The following is a 15,741-nucleotide window of genomic DNA, read 5'->3' on the forward strand; positions in this document are numbered from 1 at the left end:
TGGCGTCCGGTCGGCATGTGCGAAGGCGCGTCGGGAAGGGGCTGACACGGAGGAGTTGACATGAAGAAGACCATTGCCGGCGTTGACATCCCTGACGGTGTCATGGCCCAGGCGGCGACTGACCTGATCCGCAGCATGGAGTCCGAATTAATGTTTCACCACGCGTTGCGGGCCTTCCTGTTCGCCGCGCTGACCGGCTACCGCGAGAACCTGAAATTCGACGCGCAGCTGTTGTATATCGGCGCAATGTTTCACAACGTGGGGCTGAACGCGAAGTACGAGCGCTCGCCTTACCGCTTCGAGGTGGACGGCGCCAACGCCGCGCGCGATTTTCTGCGCCAGCACGGCGTGGCCGAGCGCGAGATCGAAGAGGTCTGGGTGGGGATCGCCTTGCACACGACGCCGGGCATTCCCGAGCACCTGTCGGCGCTCGTCGCGCTCATTAGCGCCGGGGTGCAGATGGACGTGCGGGGCGCGCGCTACGACGAATTCACCGCGCACCAGCGCGACGAAATCGCCCAGGCGTATCCGCGCGAATCCGGCTTCAAGAAGAAGCTGATCGAAGCATACGCGCACGGCATGGCGCATCGTCCCGAGACGACCTTCGGGACCGTCAATGCCGACGTGCTGGACCGGTGGGATCCGAACTATCGCCGCCTGAATTTCTGCGGACTGGTGCTGGGATCGGACTGGCCGAATTGATGAATGGTTGACACAAAGGACGATCGACATGGGCTACATCATTTCTCTAGGAGTGGGCTTCGGCATCGGGCTCCTCTACTGGCTGCTCAAGGTTCAGTCGCCGGCGCCGCCGTTGATCGCGCTCGCCGGCCTGCTCGGCATGGTGCTGGGCGAGCACGCCATACCGGTCGTGAAGGCGCAATTCTTCACGCAGACGGCCACGGCGCAAGTGGCCGAACCGATCAAGGGCGCCGCGGTGCAAAAGCCCGGCGCGACCAAGGAAGGCGGTTGATACCGAAGCTGCGCGGAGTGCGCCGGGCGGGCTGCCGTTCCGGAGGCCGCCATTCAAATTTTGCCAACTCAAACGGAAAGTCAAATGTTCAAGTCGCTTCATAAGTACCGCTCGATTGCGCTCGTCTGCGCCGCGCTGCTGATCGGGTCGGCGCCGCTTTCGTCGGCCTTCGCCGATGCGGGGCCGCCGGAAGTGCCGGGCGGTAAAACAGCGCTGGTCAAACACCCCGACGTGGCGGTGGGCCCGCAGTACGACACCACCCATGTGTACGTCGCCTCGGCCGACCTCGACGCGTTCGTCAACAGCTTTGTCGCGACCTTCGGCGGCAAGGCCTCGCCGCGTGCGGTCTTCACCGTGACGCCGACGCCGAGCAAGACGGCCTCGCAATATGTGCAGACACCGGTCGGGATGCTGTCGGTGTTCGGCTTCGAGACGCCGATTCCCTATCCGTTCGGCAATGAGCGCACCGGCTACCTCGTCACGGATATCGATCAGGGCGTGAAAGCGGCGCGCGCAGCCGGCGCCGACGTGCTGGTCGAGCCGTTCGACGATCCGATCGGCAAGGACGCGATCATTCAGTGGCCGGGCGGCCTGACGATGCAGCTCTACTGGCACACCAAGGCACCGAACTACGCGCCGTTGCAAAGCGTGCCCGATAACCGCGTATACGTGTCGCGTTACGAAGCGAACAACTTCGTGCGCCGCTGGCTGCATTTCTCGCACGGCAAGGTGGTGTCGGACAACCCGCATGCGGATGCCGGCGTGATCGGCCGCCCCGGTGAGACGATGCGCGAGATTCGTATCACGTCGGGCTTCGGCCGCATGATCGTGTTCGTGACGGACGGCAAGCTGCCGTTCCCGTTCGGACGTGAAACCACCGGCTACGGCGTCGACGACGTGGCGCAGACGCTGGAGCGCGCGCAAGCGGCCGGCGCGAAGGTGTTGTACCCGGCATATGCGAGCGGATCGGGCAAGACCGCGATCCTCGAATTCCCGGGCGCGTACATCGCCGAAGTGCACGATGGCAAGTGAGGCCAACGCCGTGCCGTCGTTCAGATCGCGGCGCGCGCGGCACGCCCTTCGCGCGTTGCTGATCAGCGCGGGGCTGGCGGCCGCGCTGCCGGCCGCGGCGGCGGACACCGCGCTCGGCGGCGCGGACGATACGTCCACCACCGGCAGCGCGGCGGCCGCCACGGCCACGAGCGGCGCCGCGGCGACGTCGTGCGCGCGGCCCGCGATCATGTTCAACCGGTGGCAGGAGAACTGGTCGGCGCTGGCCAATCCCTGCGTGCCGAAAAAACCCTTCGATTCGCTGAAGTACATTCCGCTGTTCGGCAATCCGGATGCGTATATCTCGCTCGGCATGGTGCTGCGCGAGCGCCTCGAAATCAACGACGCGCCGCTGTTCGGCCTCGGCGCCGCGCACGACGACACCTATTTGCTGCAACGGCTCGAAGTCCACGCGGACGTGCGCCTCGGCCCGCATGTGCAGATTTTCACGCAGTTCGAGGACGCGCGGCCCTACGGCAAAGACATGGTGACGCCGGTCGATAAGAACCCGCTGGATCTGCGCCAGGCGTTCGTCGCGATTACCGAGCCGCTCGGTCCGGGCACGGTGAAGTTTCGCGTCGGCCGCCAGGAAATGGCGTTCGACTTGCAGCGGTTCGTTTCCGTGCGCGACGGCCCGAACGTGCGTCAGGCGTTCGACGCGATCTGGGCCGACTATGAAACCGGCCCGTGGCGCTGGATCGCCTACGCGACACAGCCGGTTCAATACCGCGACAACTCGGATTTCGACGACGTCTCCAATCGCGACCTGACGTTCAGCGGCGTGCGCGTGGAGCGCAAGAACGTCGGGCCAGGCGACCTGTCCGCGTACTACTCGCGCTACAACCGCAGCAACGCGAAGTTCCTCGACGCGCGCGGCGACGAACATCGCGACGTGTTCGACGCGCGCTACGCCGGCAATGTCGCCCCGTTCGACTGGGACGTCGAGGCGATGTATCAGTCCGGCCATGTCGGCAGCAAGACGATCGGCGCGTGGGCGGTGGGGTCGCTCGCCGGCTATACGCTGGCCTCCCTGCCGTGGACGCCGCGCCTCGGCCTTCAGGTGGACGCCGCCTCGGGCGACAGCCATCCGGGGGACGGGCGCATCGGCACCTTCAATCCGCTCTTTCCGAACGGCTACTACTTCGCGCTGGCCGGCTACACCGGCTACACGAACCTCGTGCACGTCAAGCCGACGCTCATCCTCAAGCCGAGCGCCAAGCTCACGCTGCTGGCCGGCGTCGGTCTGCAATGGCGTCAGACCACCGCGGACGCCGTGTACGGGCAGGGCTCGTCGGTCGTGCCGGGAACGGCCGGGCATGGCAGCCCGTGGACCGGTTTCTATACGCAGCTGCGCGCCGACTATGCGGTCACCGCCAATCTCGCGGCGGCGCTGGAAGCCGTGCATTTTCAGGTCGGCCCGTCGCTGCGCGAACTGGGCGCGCGCAATGCCGACTATGTGGGCGCCGAGCTCAAGTTCGGCTGGTAGAAGTATTGAAGCGGCAGCACGAGCGCTATCGGCAAACCGTCGTCACGACGACGGGTTAGATGAGGTCAAGCCATGAGCACACCCGACATGTCCGTCGACGCAACCACGCCCTCGGAACTCGAGTTTCCGTATTCCTCGCTGGAATACCGCAGGCATCAGATGTTCCCCCGTCTTTCCGCCGCCGAAATCGCGAGCCTGCGGCGCTTTGCGCGGCCCATGTCGTTCAAGGCCGGCGAACTGATCTTCCAGACCGGGCATGTGGCGCTCGGCCTGTTCGTGCTGCTGCATGGCCGCGTGCGGATCGAGTCGCGCGACAGCTTCGGGCGCTCGACCGTCGTCACCGAACATGACGACGGCCACTTCATGGCGGAAATGGCGCAGCTCTCCGGCAAGCCGGCGTTGATCGACGGCATCGCGCTGACGGATGTCGAGACGCTCGTGATCGAGCCGGAGCGCTTGCGCGCGCTGATCGTCGCCGATGCGCAACTCGGCGAGCACATCATGCGTGCGTTGATTCTGCGGCGGCTCGGGCTGATCGAGCAGGGGCTCGGGCCGGTGATCGTCGGCAATGGCGACGACGCGCGGCTGATCCGGCTGCAAGGCTTCCTGCGCCGCAATGCCTATCCGGCGATGGTGATCGACGCCCGCACCGATCCCGAAGCGATCAAGCTGCTGGGCGGCATGACCACCGGGCCGGGCGATTTTCCGCTGGTGTTCTGCCCGAACGGCTACGTGCTGCGCGCGCCGGACGAAGCGCAGCTCGCGTCGTGCCTCGGGCTCGTGCCGACCTTCGAGCAATCGCGCGTCTACGACGTGGCGATCGTCGGCGCCGGACCGGCGGGACTGGCTGCCTCCGTGTACGCGGCCACCGAGGGTCTGTCGGTTGCCGTGTTCGATCAGCGCGCGCCGGGCGGCCAGGCCGGCGCGAGTTCCCGCATCGAGAACTATCTGGGCTTTCCGACCGGCATCTCGGGCCAGGCGCTCGCGGCCCGCGCGTTCCAGCAGGCCTTGAAGTTCGGCGCGCATCTGGCGATTCCCGGCAAGGTCATGGACGTGAGCCGCCATGACGGCATTTTCGTGCTGACGCTGCAGGACGAGCAGCGCATCAGCGCGCGCACGGTGGTGGTGGCGAGCGGCGCCGCGTACCGCAAGCCGACGGTGCCCGGGTTCGACCGGTTCGAAGGGCGCGGCACGTTCTACTGGGCATCGACGATCGAGGCCAAGCTGGTGAAAGGGCAAGACATCGTGCTGATGGGCGGCGGCAACTCCGCGGGCCAGGCGGTCGTGTTTCTCGCGAACTTCGCGCGCAGCATCCGCGTGTTGATTCGCGGCGCGGACCTCAATGCAAGCATGTCGAAATACCTGATCGACCGGATCGGGTCCTTGCCGAACGTGTCGCTTTGCACGCGTTGCGTGTTGCGCGAACTCGGCGGCGACGAGAGCGGCCTGACCGGGTTGCGCATCTTTCATGAGGACGAGGGCACCGACGAGGTGATTCCCACGCGCCACCTGTTTCTGTTTATCGGCGCGGACCCGAAGACGGATTGGCTCGGGTCGAGCGGCGTGGAGCTCGACAACCGGGGCTTCGTCGTGACCGGTTTCGCGCGCAGCGAGCATGGCTTGTCCGAGTCGAGCGCGCGTTATCCGCTCGAAACCAGCGTGCCGGGCATGTTCGCCGTCGGCGACGTGCGCTCGGAATCCGCGAAGCGGGTCGCGGCGGCGGTGGGCGACGGCGCGGCGGTGGTGAGTCAGATTCACGCGTATCTGAGCCAGCTCGCCAAAGCGGCCGCTTGATGTGACGGTGTTGTCATACCTAAGTGTGATAGTGCGAGGCCCCGGCCGGACCCTAACATGCAAGGGGATCGGTTCATGCCGCTACCGTCCCTCTCGCGCAACGGCGGCGCAAGTTCGGCACGGCCCCGACCCGGACGCTCATGAAGCCCTGGAGATCGCGCCAGACATGAAGCCGCGAGATGACGTGGGTGCATCTGGGTATCCGCAGCTATGAGCTTTGTTTGCATCGTCGACGATGACGCCTCGGTACGCAGCGCGCTCGGCAACCTTCTCAAGTCGGTGGGCTATACGACGATGACGTTTTCATCGGGCGAGGCGTTTCTCGCCTCGCCGCTTGTCGACGACGCGTTGTGCGCGTTGCTCGACCTGAGAATGCACGGCATGCAGGGTTCCGACGTGCAACGTCATCTGCAGGAGGCGCGCAGGAATATTCCCGTCGTATTCATGTCGGCGCACGGCGACGACGAAACCGTTCAGCGCGCGATGCAACTCGGCGCAGTGGGTGTCGTGCGCAAGCCTTTTGCGGAAGACGCGCTGCTGGAGTTGATCGAGCTTGCCATTGGAAGGAAGGGAGAACTCAATTGAGCACTGATGCGATTGCCGACGGATGCCGCGCAGCGCCTCCCGATGCCGGCGGCACGGCACATTTCGACCAGGTGTGGTTCGATCAGCTCAACCTCGAGGCGCTGCTGGTCGACGGCAACATCGTGCGTTATCGCGCGAGCAAGCCGGACGGCGCACAGTCGTGGCTGGTCGCGGTGCCCACCGATCTGCCCTCCGAGGCCGATTTCCGGCGTCTTGCACAGGAGTTCGCGCCGGCCGGCAAACTCGATTCGGCGTGGGGCGTACGGCCGCTCGCGCTGGTTCAGCTCGCGCGCGGCCCGATACTCGTCTATGAAGACAACGGCGGCGCGCTGATTCTTCCACCCGCCGACGGCACGATCGCGCTCGGCCGTTTCCTGTGCATCGCGGTCGGCGCCGCGCGCGCGCTGCGGCTCGCTCATCTGCGCGGTGTCCTGCATCGCGATATCAAGCCGTCCAATCTGCTGGAAGGCATTGACGGTACGGTTCGCTTGCTGGGCTTTCGCGATGCCTTCCATCTCGCGGCCGACCCTTGCGCCGAGTCGCCGGATACGCTGTACGGCACGCTCGCCTATATGTCGCCGGAACAGGCGAGGCGCGCCGAAGGTCAGGCCGACGAGCGCAGCGATCTCTATTCGCTCGGCGTGACGTTGTATGAACTGCTGACCGGCCGCCTGCCTTTCGAAGCGGCGGACGCGCTCGAATGGGTCTACAGCCATGTCGCCCGGCAGCCGGCCGATCCGCGGCAATATCGTCAATCGCTGCCCACGGTGCTGAGTGCGATTCTCCTCAAGCTGCTGGCGAAAAGCCCGGCGGAGCGTTATCAAAGCGCTTCGGGTCTGGAGGCCGATTTGCGCCGCTGTCTGGCCGACTGGAACGAGATGCAGCACATCGTGCCGTTCGAGCCGGCCGCCGAGGACAACGTCAGGAACCTTGCCGTCACGCATCGTCTATTCGGCCGCGCTCATGAATACAAAGCGCTGCTCGAAGCCTTCGAGCGCAATGCGCAGCAGGGCACGGCGCAGCTCATCTTCGTGTCCGGCTACTCGGGCGCGGGCAAGTCCGAACTCGTGCGCAGCGTGCACCGCGCGACCGCGCAAACGCCCACGCTGTTCGCTTCGGGCAAGCTCGAACAGTATGGGCAGAATGCGCCCTACGCGCCGTTGATGCAGGCGATCAGGTCGCTGTTCCAACGCATTCTGGGCGAAAGCGACAGTGAACTGGAGCGCTGGCGGGACGTGCTGCGCGACGCGGTCGGGGTGCAGGGCAAACTCATCGTGAGCTTCATTCCGGAACTGGAGCTGGTGCTCGGCGAGCAGCCCGAGTTGCCGGATCTGCCGCCGGTCGAAGCGCAACTGCGTTTCCAGGCGCTGATCACGCGCCTGGTATCGGTGTTCGCGACGCAAGCGCATCCGCTGATCCTGTTCTTCGACGACGTGCACTGGTTCGACGACGCCACCTTGAATTTCATTGCCCATTTCGTGGCGACCGTCGAGATCCGCCATGTGCTGCTGATCTGCGCCTATCGCGATAACGAGGTGGACCGCTCGCCGAAGTTCAAGGCCTTTCTCAACTCGCTGCCACGCGCCGGTGCGCGCGTCGCCACGCTCGCCGTCGCGCCGCTCGATATCGCGGACGTGATGGCCTTGCTCGCCGACGCGCTGCATTGCGACGCCGCGCAGGTTCATCCGTTGGCGGCTATCGTCCACGAGAAGACCGGGGGCAATCCATTTTTCATCAAGCAACTGCTGCTTGCGCTGGCCGATCAACAACTGATCGCGTATGACGGCATGGCCGGGCGATGGACCTACGATATCGACCGGATCGGCGAATACGAATCGTCCGATAACGTCGTCGAGCTGATGGTGGCGCGTCTGTCGCGCTTGCCGCGCGAGGCCCAGGCCGTGCTCAAGCTGCTGGCGTTCATGGGCCGCCGGCTCGACCGCTCGACACTGATGCGCATCGATCATGCCGGCGGCGCGGAGCTGGAACGGCGGCTGCATGCGGCGATCGAAGCCGGTCTGGTGGTGTCCGACCGGACGGGCTTCGCGTTCGCCCACGACCGGGTTCAGGAAGCCGCGTATGCGCTGACCTTCGAGAATGAGCGTGGTATCGAACACGCCCGCATCGCCGGCATCCTGATGAAAGATTTCGACGTGCGGGCCGTGAGCGCGTCGGCCTTCGAGATCGCGCACCATCTCGAACGGGCCCAGGCAGCCGGCGCGCTGCGCGGTCTGGATCCGGACGAAACCACTCTCTTCGCGAAGATCTGTCTGCAGGCGGCGCGGCACGCAAAAGAAGCGATCGCCATCCAGTCCGCGCTGAGTTATCTCGACGTCGCGCAGAAGCTGCTCGACGCGAGCGAGGCGGACTATGCGCAGTCGCTCGGCTACGAAATCGGGGTGTTGCGGGTGCAGTGCCACATCCTTAACGCGAACTTCGATGCGGCCGGCACGGAGATCGCCAGGCTGCTGCGCGAGGATCTGCCGATCGTCGCACGCGTGTCGGTCTACAAGCTGAAAGTCGACATGCAGCAGCATCTGTCCGACTATGAAGCCGCGGTCGAGACCGCGCTCGAAGGCGTCAGGCTGTTCGGCACGTGTCTGCCTCGCTATCCGGAAGCCACCGATGTCGACGCCGCGTACAGCCGGCTCAATGAATCGCTGAAGACGCGCAGCATCGCCTCGCTCGCGGATTTGCCGACTTTGCGCGACGAGGAAATCGAATCGGAAATGAATCTGCTGGCGAGCGTCTATGCGCCCGCATCGTTCGTGAACGAGCGGCTGGGCTTCCTGCATCTGTGCCGGATGGTGCAGCTGACCGTCGATCACGGCATCACCGCGGCTTCCGCGCATTGTCTATCGTGGTTCGGTGTGTGCGTGGCAGAATTTTTCGGCCGCTACGAGGAAGGCTTCGAGTTCTCGCGTCTCGCGCGCACGCTGGTAAAGGAGCGCGGTTTCAACACGGTGGCCACGAGTGTGCTGGTCGCGCTCGACACGGTCGCCGTCTGGACCCAGCCGCTGCCCTACGTGCTGGAATGCGCGCGCGAGGCCTTCGAATCGGCGCGGCCGAGCGGTGACCTGACCATGAGCTGCTACTCGTGCAACCACATCGTCTCGGATCTGCTGACGATCGGCGCGCCGCTGGAGCAGGTCGACAGGGAAATCGATCTCGGCTTGTCGTTCGCGCGGCGGGTGCGTTTCAAGGACGTGGAAGACATTCTCGAATTGCAGAAGCGCTATGTCCATAGCTTGACGGGCGGCCCCGGACTGCCTGGCAACTTCGGCGTGGCGGTCGAGGGCCGCATGACCTTCGACGCCGATCTGCTCGACACCCAGATGACGACGCTGCGCTTCTGGATCTGGCTGCTCAAAGGCATCTCCTGCTATTTCCACGGCGAATATCAGCATGCGCTATATTGCCTTGCCGAAGCCGGGGAGCTGAAGTGGTCGACTCCCGCGCATATCCACTTGCTGGACTATCACTTCTATACCGCGCTAGTTCTCGCCAGGGCATACACCGGCGAGGACGGCGCGGCCGGCGCCGTGGCGCGCATCGAGCCGCATCTCGCGACCTTGAGAAGCTGGGCGCAACTCAATCCCGCCACCTTCCGCGACAAGATGCTATTGATCGAGGCCGAAGTGGCGCGCCTGAACGGTGCGCCGCTCGCCGCCATGGCGCTATACGAACAGGCGGCCGCGGCGGCATCGGAAAGCGGCTTTAATCACAGCAACGCGCTCGCTCACGAACTCGCGTCCGTGTGTTGCGAGGCGAACGGCCTGTTCAGCGCGGCGCGTCATCATCGCCGTCGCGCGGTCGGCAGCTATACGCGCTGGGGTGCGCTCGCCAAGGTCGAGCAGCTCGAACGCGCCGACCGGCCGGCGCGGCTGCCGCTCGAGCAGCCGGTGGCGTCGCGCCCCTCGATTGAAATCGCCGATGCCCAGCATCAGTTCGACCTCATGTCCGCGTTGAAGTCGTCGCAGGCATTGTCCGAGGAGATCGTGCTCGAGAAACTCATCCGTACGCTCGTGACGCTGGCCATCGTTCACGCCGGCGCGCAGAACGGCATGTTGATCCTCGCGAAGGGCAACGTGCCGGTCATCGAGGCGAGCGGACGGGACACGGCGGATGGCGTTCAGGTGACGCTCGGCGGCAACAAGCTCACGCGTGAGGATCTGCCGGCCTCGGTGTACTACACGGCGCTGCGCACGCGCAAGCAGGTGGTGGTGGAAGACGCGCAACGCGATCCGCGCTTCTCGTTCGACGTGGCTTTTTCGAACCGGCGGGTTCGTTCGGTGTGCTGTCTGCCGCTCGTCAAACAAGGCCATGCGATCGGCGCGCTGTATCTGGAGAACAATCTGAGCGCGGGCGTCTTCACGGAAAGCCGCACGTCGATGCTCGACATGCTGGCTTCGCAAGCGGCCATTTCACTGGAAACGGCACGCCTTTATGCCGAGTTGCTGGAGGAAAACAGGCGTCGCCAGGAAACGGAAATGGCCTTGCGCATGAGCGAAGAGGCGCTCGCGCTCGGACAAAGGATCAGCCGCTCGGGCAGCTATATCTGGGACAGTCTGACGGGCGAACGTTACTGGTCCAAAGAACTCTATAACGTGTTCGGCCTGCCGCAGGAAGACGTGGGGCCCGGCGCCCAGGCGATCCTCGACCGGATTCACCCGGAAGACGTTGTCTCGTATCAGGAGACCGTCGAGTACGCCGCGCGCCACCGCACGCCGTTCCGGCAGAAGTTCCGGGTCGTCGTGCCGGACGGAACGGTCAAGTATCTCGAAGTGCTCGGCGAGCCCTCGGGTGTGAGCAGCTTTGTCGGCGTGGTCACGGATTTCACCGACCGGCACCTGACCGAACTCGCCTTGCAGAACGCCAAGCTCGAGTTGGCGAAAGCGTCGCGGGCGACCACGATGGGCGAACTCGCGGCGTCGATCGCACACGAAATCAATCAGCCGCTCGCGTCGATCGTGTCGAACGCAAGCGCGGGGGTGCGCTGGCTCAACCGGCCGGTGCCGGATATTCCCGAAGCATTGGGTGGCTTGCGCGATATCGTGAAGGACGGCAAGCGCGCGGGTGAAATCATTCGCGCGTTGCAGTCGCTCGCGAAGGAAGCCAAGCCGAGCTTCGTGCCGACCTATGTCGACAATGTCGTGCGCGAAGTGTTCGAACTGGCGGCGGCCGAAATCGAACAACGCAGCCTGGTGGTGAGGCTCGATCTCGCCGCCAGCCGTCCGGTGCTGGCCGACCGGGTGCAATTACAGCAGGTGCTGTTCAATCTCGTCATGAACGCCGCGGATGCGATGGGCCATCTCGACGCGCGCCAGCGCCTGCTCACCGTCACTTCATGGCTCGACGATCGCGGCGCGGCGGTCGTGTCCGTGCAGGATAACGGCAGTGGAATCGGCGAGGAGATTGCGCCGCGCATTTTCGATGCGTTCTTCACGACGAAATCGACCGGCATGGGCATGGGGCTCGCCATCTGCCGGTCGATTGTCGAAGCGCATGGCGGCACGCTGTCGGCAGGGCCGGCGCAGCCGCGCGGAACGATCTTCGTGTTCACTTTGCCGGTCGCCGCCTAGCATGCGCGTGCCGCGCGCCCGGCCGTGCGAATCTGAAAAATGTGGGCGATCAGAAAGAAGCGAAGACTGACGATCAGCAATACTCAGTTGACGCATAGGACGCCGGCAAACGCCGGTCAATCACCTCAACTGGAGCATGAGCAATGGCTTATATCACCACCAAAGACGGTACGCAGATCTATTACAAGGACTGGGGTACGGGCCAGCCGATTACGTTCTCCCACGGCTGGCCGCTCGACGCGGATGCTTGGGACGCGCAGATGCTGTTCCTCGCCGAACAAGGCTACCGGGTGATCGCGCATGACCGGCGCGGCCATGGCCGCTCGTCGCAGCCGTGGAACGGCAACGAAATGGACACCTATGCGGACGATCTCGCGGAGTTGATCGAGGCGCTGGATCTGAACAACATCGTGATGGTCGGCCACTCGACCGGCGGCGGCGAAGTGGTGCGCTATATCGGGCGTCACGGCACGAAGCGTGTCGCCAAAGCCGTGCTGATCGCGGCCGTGCCGCCGATCATGCTGAAGACGGAAGCGAATCCGGGCGGTCTGCCGATGTCGGTGTTCGACGGCATTCGCGAGGGCGTACAGAATGACCGCTCGCAATTCTTCCAGGATCTGGCCGTGCCGTTCTACGGCTTCAATCGCCCGGGTGCGAAAGTCTCGCAAGGCGCGATCGATTCATTCTGGCAGATCGGCATGCTGGGTTCGATCAAGGGGCTGTACGACTGCGTGAAGGCATTCTCGGAAACCGACTTCAACGAAGACCTGAAGAAGGTGACGGTGCCCGCGCTGGTGCTGCAAGGCGACGACGATCAGATCGTGCCGCTCGACGATTCCGGCAAGCTGTCGGCGAAGATTATGCCGAACGCGAAGCTGAAGATCTACGAAGGCGCGCCGCACGGTATGTGCACGACGCATGCCGACCGCGTGAATGCGGACCTGCTGGAGTTCATCAAGTCGTAATGGAGCAGGCCGGCGGCGCCGTTGCGGCGGCCGTCGGCGCGTGCGGCGCAGGCTGCCTGGACGCTCGTGCGCGTGCGGGTTTGGCGGGCGGCGGCAGGGGTTCGCGAAGAGGGTGCGCGGCCTCGGCGAGCGCGGCCCGCACGCGCTTCTCACGGGCTGCGTTCACCGCTCCCGAAGGCAGCTTGTCGAGAGCTTCGATGGCTTGTGCGGCGCGAGCGCGGCCCTCGTCGAACAGGCCGGCTTCAAGCAGTGCGTCGACCAGGTCCGAAGCCAGCTCGATCCCGATTCGCGGGTCGCCGTCGGCGGAAAACGCCCAGTCGAACGCGACGCGCGCGTCTTCGAGCGTCTGCTGGCGATCCGGCGGACTGGCGGGCTCGTTGCCGATGTGTCCCGTCTCGCCGAACAGCCGGCCCTCGAAGCAGCGCGATACATAGCGCGCGTTGCGCGCAATGATTTCCCGCAGTTCGCCTTCGGCCTTGAGCTGTTCCAGCGCGTAGGCCCGGGTCGATTCCGATAGCCGGTATTTCGCCGCGGCGCCTTCGAACTCGACGCTCACCAGCGACTTCGCCACCAGTTCGCTGATGCCGCCGATCGCATTCGCGGTCGTATGTTCTTCGTCGCACACCACCGCGCACATCGACTCGAAAGAAAACGTGCCGCTGAACAGCGCGAGACGGCGGAACACGGCCCGCGTCGGAAGGTCGAGCAGCGCGAAGCTCCAGTCGAAGGTGGCGCGCAAGGTTTGATGGCGCGGCAGCGCGGTGCGGTAGCCGCCCGCCAGAATCGCCATGCGGTCGTCCAGCCGGCGGCACACGCCTTCCACACCGAGCGCGACGACCCGCGCGGCCGCCAGTTCGATTGCGAGCGGAATGCCGTCCAGCCGGCGGCAGATCTCGCCGACGAGCCGGAGCTCCGCGCTGTCGGTGGCGACGGTTTCCTGCAGCGAATTGGCGCGCTGAAAAAACAGCTTGACCGCGGCGCAGCGCAGAATGTCCGCGTCGCCCGCATCGGGCGGCGGCACATCCAGCGGCTCGACCCGGAACACGGTCTCGGCCATGATGCGCAGAGGCTCCCGGCTCGTCACGAGCACCCGCAGACGTTCGTTGCCGGCCACCAGCGCGTCGGCGATTTGCGCCACGGCGCCTATCACATGCTCCGCGTTGTCGAGCAGAAGGAGCCTGGGCTTGCCGGCAAGCATCGCGGCGAGGCGCGTCGGCGTCACGTCGGCCTGCGCACCGGGGAGGACCAGCCCGCAGCTTTCGGCAATCGCGCAGAGCACGGCTTCCTGGGTCGTCAACGCGGCGAGCTCCACAAAGCAGACCGGTTCGGCGAAGTCCGCCGCGCTATGACGAGCTGCCTCGATGGCGAGTTGGGTTTTGCCGATGCCGCCGGCGCCGACGAGCGTCAGCACATGCGCGCGCCGCAGCATCGAGCGGATCAGTTCGAGCTCGGCGTCGCGCCGCAGCAAGCCGGATTTGGGCGGGGGCAGGCGGCGTCCACCCGCGCTCGGCGAACGGGCCTCGTCGAGCAGGGGATATTTCGTACGCTGCAACAGCTGATAGCCGCGGCCGGGCACGGTGAGGATCAGGTCGCGCTCCGTTCCGAGCACCTTGCGCAGCGCCGACAGATGAACCTGTATGTTGTTTTCTTCGACGATGGTGTCGGGCCACACCGCGTTCATCAACTCGTCTTTTGTGACCAGACGGCCAGCTGCTGAAGCGACCACGGCAAGAATGTCGAAGGCGCGTGATCCGAGACGCACGACTTCGCCGTTTCGCCGCAAAGTGCGCATCTCCATGTCGATCTGAAAGCTGCCTATTTCCATCATGGCGGTGCCGGGTTGAGGATATCGAGCGAAATACGGAGGTGACGTCGGGGGACCGACGCAGATGAGAGAGAGGTTGCGCGCGCCGGACCTGGTAGGAGGGAAGGTATCGCGCCTCCGGTCTGTGTGTCTTGCACGTTAGTGCGATGCTTTGTAGGAAAGTCTATTGATGAGGGCGTGGCCGTGGCCGTGGCCGTGGCCGTGGTCGTGGCTGAGGCTGAGGCTGAGGCTGAGGCTGAGGGGTTGCTGCGGGTGTGGGTGTAGCTGCGGAGATGGCTGTGGCCGGCGCCATGCTCATGGCCGTGAGCATAAGCATAAGCATGAACATAAGCATGAACATAAGCATGAACATGGCCGCTCGGCGCGGCCCTCCAACGCGCGAGCGAGGCGCGCTGCGATCCGCTTAGTTGCCGGCGCGTCGACGCCAGCTACCCGGCGGCGTGCCGACCAGTTGCGTGAAGGTGCGTGTGAAGTGGCTCTGATCGGCGAAGCCGCATGCGATGGCGATCTCCGACAGCGACGAATCGGAACTGCGCAGCAGGTGGCGCGCGCGTTCGATGCGCTGCTCCAGCAGCCACTGATGCGGCGTGCGATGAGTGGTCTCGCGAAACGCGCGAATGAAATAGCTGCGCGACAGGTTGCAGGCGTTCGCGATCTCTTCGAGCGAGACATTGCCTTCGGTCTTCGCGAGCAGCATGTCTTTGGCGCGCGCCTCGTGCAGACTCGAGAGCAGCCGCCGGCCCGGCTTGATCGATTGAGCGGGCGCGCTGCCGTAACGATCGACCAGATGCGTTCCGATCGCCACACCGAGTTGCTCGATAAAAAGCGGGCTCGCTTCGCTCTCGCGATCCAGCGCCAGCGCGAGGACCTGCGCGAGGTGGCCGAAGATTGGATCCTTGCTGCCCGGCCGCGCCGAGAAGCCGGCGATGTTCGTGCCGCTTCGTTCGTAGCCGGTGTTCGCGATGAATGCACGCGAGAACTCCACCAGCACGAAATCGAACGCGCCGTGCAGATCGGCGCGGTAGTCGTCTTCGAAATTGCGAATGTAGACCGAGTCCTTGTCGAACTCGTGCATGGCCGAACGGCTGCCCGAGATGATGCGCCGGCGATGGCCGGCGCTAAGCGAAACACCGATCAGCACGCCGCGGTCGGAGGCGGGCGTGGCCACTTCGCTGGTGTTGTCCTGACGACGGCACTTGCGATAAAACGTGAAGTCGCCTGCCTCGCGTTCGAGGTCTTTGTGCAACTGGTTCGAAAGACAGCCCAGCGAGTCTTTCCTGCGTGCAGCCGTGGGGGTGGCAATTTCAGTCTGATTCAACATGATCCGTCACCTCTGGTCGTCGCGCTATATGCTCAAGCCCGTTCGCGTTGCCAAAATCAGAAGATGTTAATAACCGGCGGAGTGCCCCGATTATCTTGGAAATTATTTCAGTTGAATATTAATTTTCGTTCAGGTTCGAACGTGACAGGCGAAAAATTAA

10 protein-coding genes are annotated in these 15,741 nt (G+C 64.7%); 8 read left to right on the forward strand and 2 right to left on the reverse strand.

The genetic code is table 11. The annotated features are described in order from the left end of the window. Window positions 1-60 precede the first annotated feature (60 nt). From CJU94_RS31405 to CJU94_RS31440, 8 genes are all read left to right on the forward strand, one after another. Window positions 61-702 (forward strand): HD domain-containing protein, encoded by a 642-nt coding sequence (locus tag CJU94_RS31405; RefSeq protein ID WP_095422426.1) that lies wholly within the window; start codon window positions 61-63, stop codon window positions 700-702. A gap of 28 nt (window positions 703-730) precedes the next feature. Then, window positions 731-973 (forward strand): DUF1427 family protein, encoded by a 243-nt coding sequence (locus tag CJU94_RS31410; protein ID WP_095422427.1) that lies wholly within the window; start codon window positions 731-733, stop codon window positions 971-973. An 84-nt stretch (window positions 974-1,057) separates the two neighbouring features. Next, complete coding sequence (locus CJU94_RS31415; protein WP_095422428.1) at window positions 1,058-2,005, forward strand: VOC family protein; 948 nt, start codon at window positions 1,058-1,060, stop codon at window positions 2,003-2,005. Then, window positions 1,995-3,509, forward strand: a complete 1,515-nt coding sequence (locus CJU94_RS31420; RefSeq protein ID WP_095422429.1) for an alginate export family protein — start codon at window positions 1,995-1,997, stop codon at window positions 3,507-3,509. Before CJU94_RS31415 ends, CJU94_RS31420 begins: the two co-directional genes overlap by 11 nt. 72 nt (window positions 3,510-3,581) lie before the next feature. Beyond that, entirely contained in the window at window positions 3,582-5,303 is a 1,722-nt protein-coding gene (locus tag CJU94_RS31425) for an FAD-dependent oxidoreductase (RefSeq protein WP_095422430.1), read from the forward strand. Window positions 5,304-5,513: 210 nt separating this feature from the next. Next, window positions 5,514-5,888, forward strand: a complete 375-nt coding sequence (locus CJU94_RS31430) for a response regulator transcription factor (protein ID WP_095422431.1) — start codon at window positions 5,514-5,516, stop codon at window positions 5,886-5,888. Next, window positions 5,885-11,470, forward strand: coding sequence for an ATP-binding sensor histidine kinase (locus CJU94_RS31435; RefSeq protein ID WP_095422432.1), 5,586 nt, complete (start codon window positions 5,885-5,887; stop codon window positions 11,468-11,470). The genes CJU94_RS31430 and CJU94_RS31435 overlap by 4 nt, the downstream gene beginning before the upstream one ends. Before the next feature lie 143 nt (window positions 11,471-11,613). Beyond that, a complete protein-coding gene (locus CJU94_RS31440) occupies window positions 11,614-12,435 on the forward strand; it encodes an alpha/beta fold hydrolase (protein ID WP_095422433.1) in 822 nt (273 codons plus the stop codon). On the opposite strand, the gene CJU94_RS31445 is transcribed toward CJU94_RS31440, so the two are convergent. Both CJU94_RS31445 and CJU94_RS31450 read right to left on the reverse strand, forming a co-directional pair. Then, the gene (locus CJU94_RS31445; protein ID WP_095422434.1) at window positions 12,425-14,263 is read right to left on the reverse strand and encodes an ATP-binding protein; all 1,839 of its coding nucleotides are present in this window, start codon (window positions 14,261-14,263) and stop codon (window positions 12,425-12,427) included. The genes CJU94_RS31440 and CJU94_RS31445 overlap by 11 nt on opposite strands. Before the next feature lie 400 nt (window positions 14,264-14,663). Beyond that, window positions 14,664-15,581, reverse strand: coding sequence for a helix-turn-helix domain-containing protein (locus tag CJU94_RS31450; RefSeq protein ID WP_095422435.1), 918 nt, complete (start codon window positions 15,579-15,581; stop codon window positions 14,664-14,666). Window positions 15,582-15,741 lie beyond the last annotated feature (160 nt).

This window comes from Paraburkholderia aromaticivorans, from assembly GCF_002278075.1.
Taxonomy (GTDB): domain Bacteria; phylum Pseudomonadota; class Gammaproteobacteria; order Burkholderiales; family Burkholderiaceae; genus Paraburkholderia; species Paraburkholderia aromaticivorans.

Coding starts and splice junctions, on each gene's coding strand:
- CJU94_RS31405 (WP_095422426.1), top strand. CDS start 61: ATGAAGAAGACCATTGCCGGCGTTGACATCCCTGACGGTGTCATGGCC.
- CJU94_RS31410 (WP_095422427.1), top strand. CDS start 731: ATGGGCTACATCATTTCTCTAGGAGTGGGCTTCGGCATCGGGCTCCTC.
- CJU94_RS31415 (WP_095422428.1), top strand. CDS start 1,058: ATGTTCAAGTCGCTTCATAAGTACCGCTCGATTGCGCTCGTCTGCGCC.
- CJU94_RS31420 (WP_095422429.1), top strand. CDS start 1,995: ATGGCAAGTGAGGCCAACGCCGTGCCGTCGTTCAGATCGCGGCGCGCG.
- CJU94_RS31425 (WP_095422430.1), top strand. CDS start 3,582: ATGAGCACACCCGACATGTCCGTCGACGCAACCACGCCCTCGGAACTC.
- CJU94_RS31430 (WP_095422431.1), top strand. CDS start 5,514: ATGAGCTTTGTTTGCATCGTCGACGATGACGCCTCGGTACGCAGCGCG.
- CJU94_RS31440 (WP_095422433.1), top strand. CDS start 11,614: ATGGCTTATATCACCACCAAAGACGGTACGCAGATCTATTACAAGGAC.
- CJU94_RS31445 (WP_095422434.1), bottom strand. CDS start 14,263: ATGATGGAAATAGGCAGCTTTCAGATCGACATGGAGATGCGCACTTTG.
- CJU94_RS31450 (WP_095422435.1), bottom strand. CDS start 15,581: ATGTTGAATCAGACTGAAATTGCCACCCCCACGGCTGCACGCAGGAAA.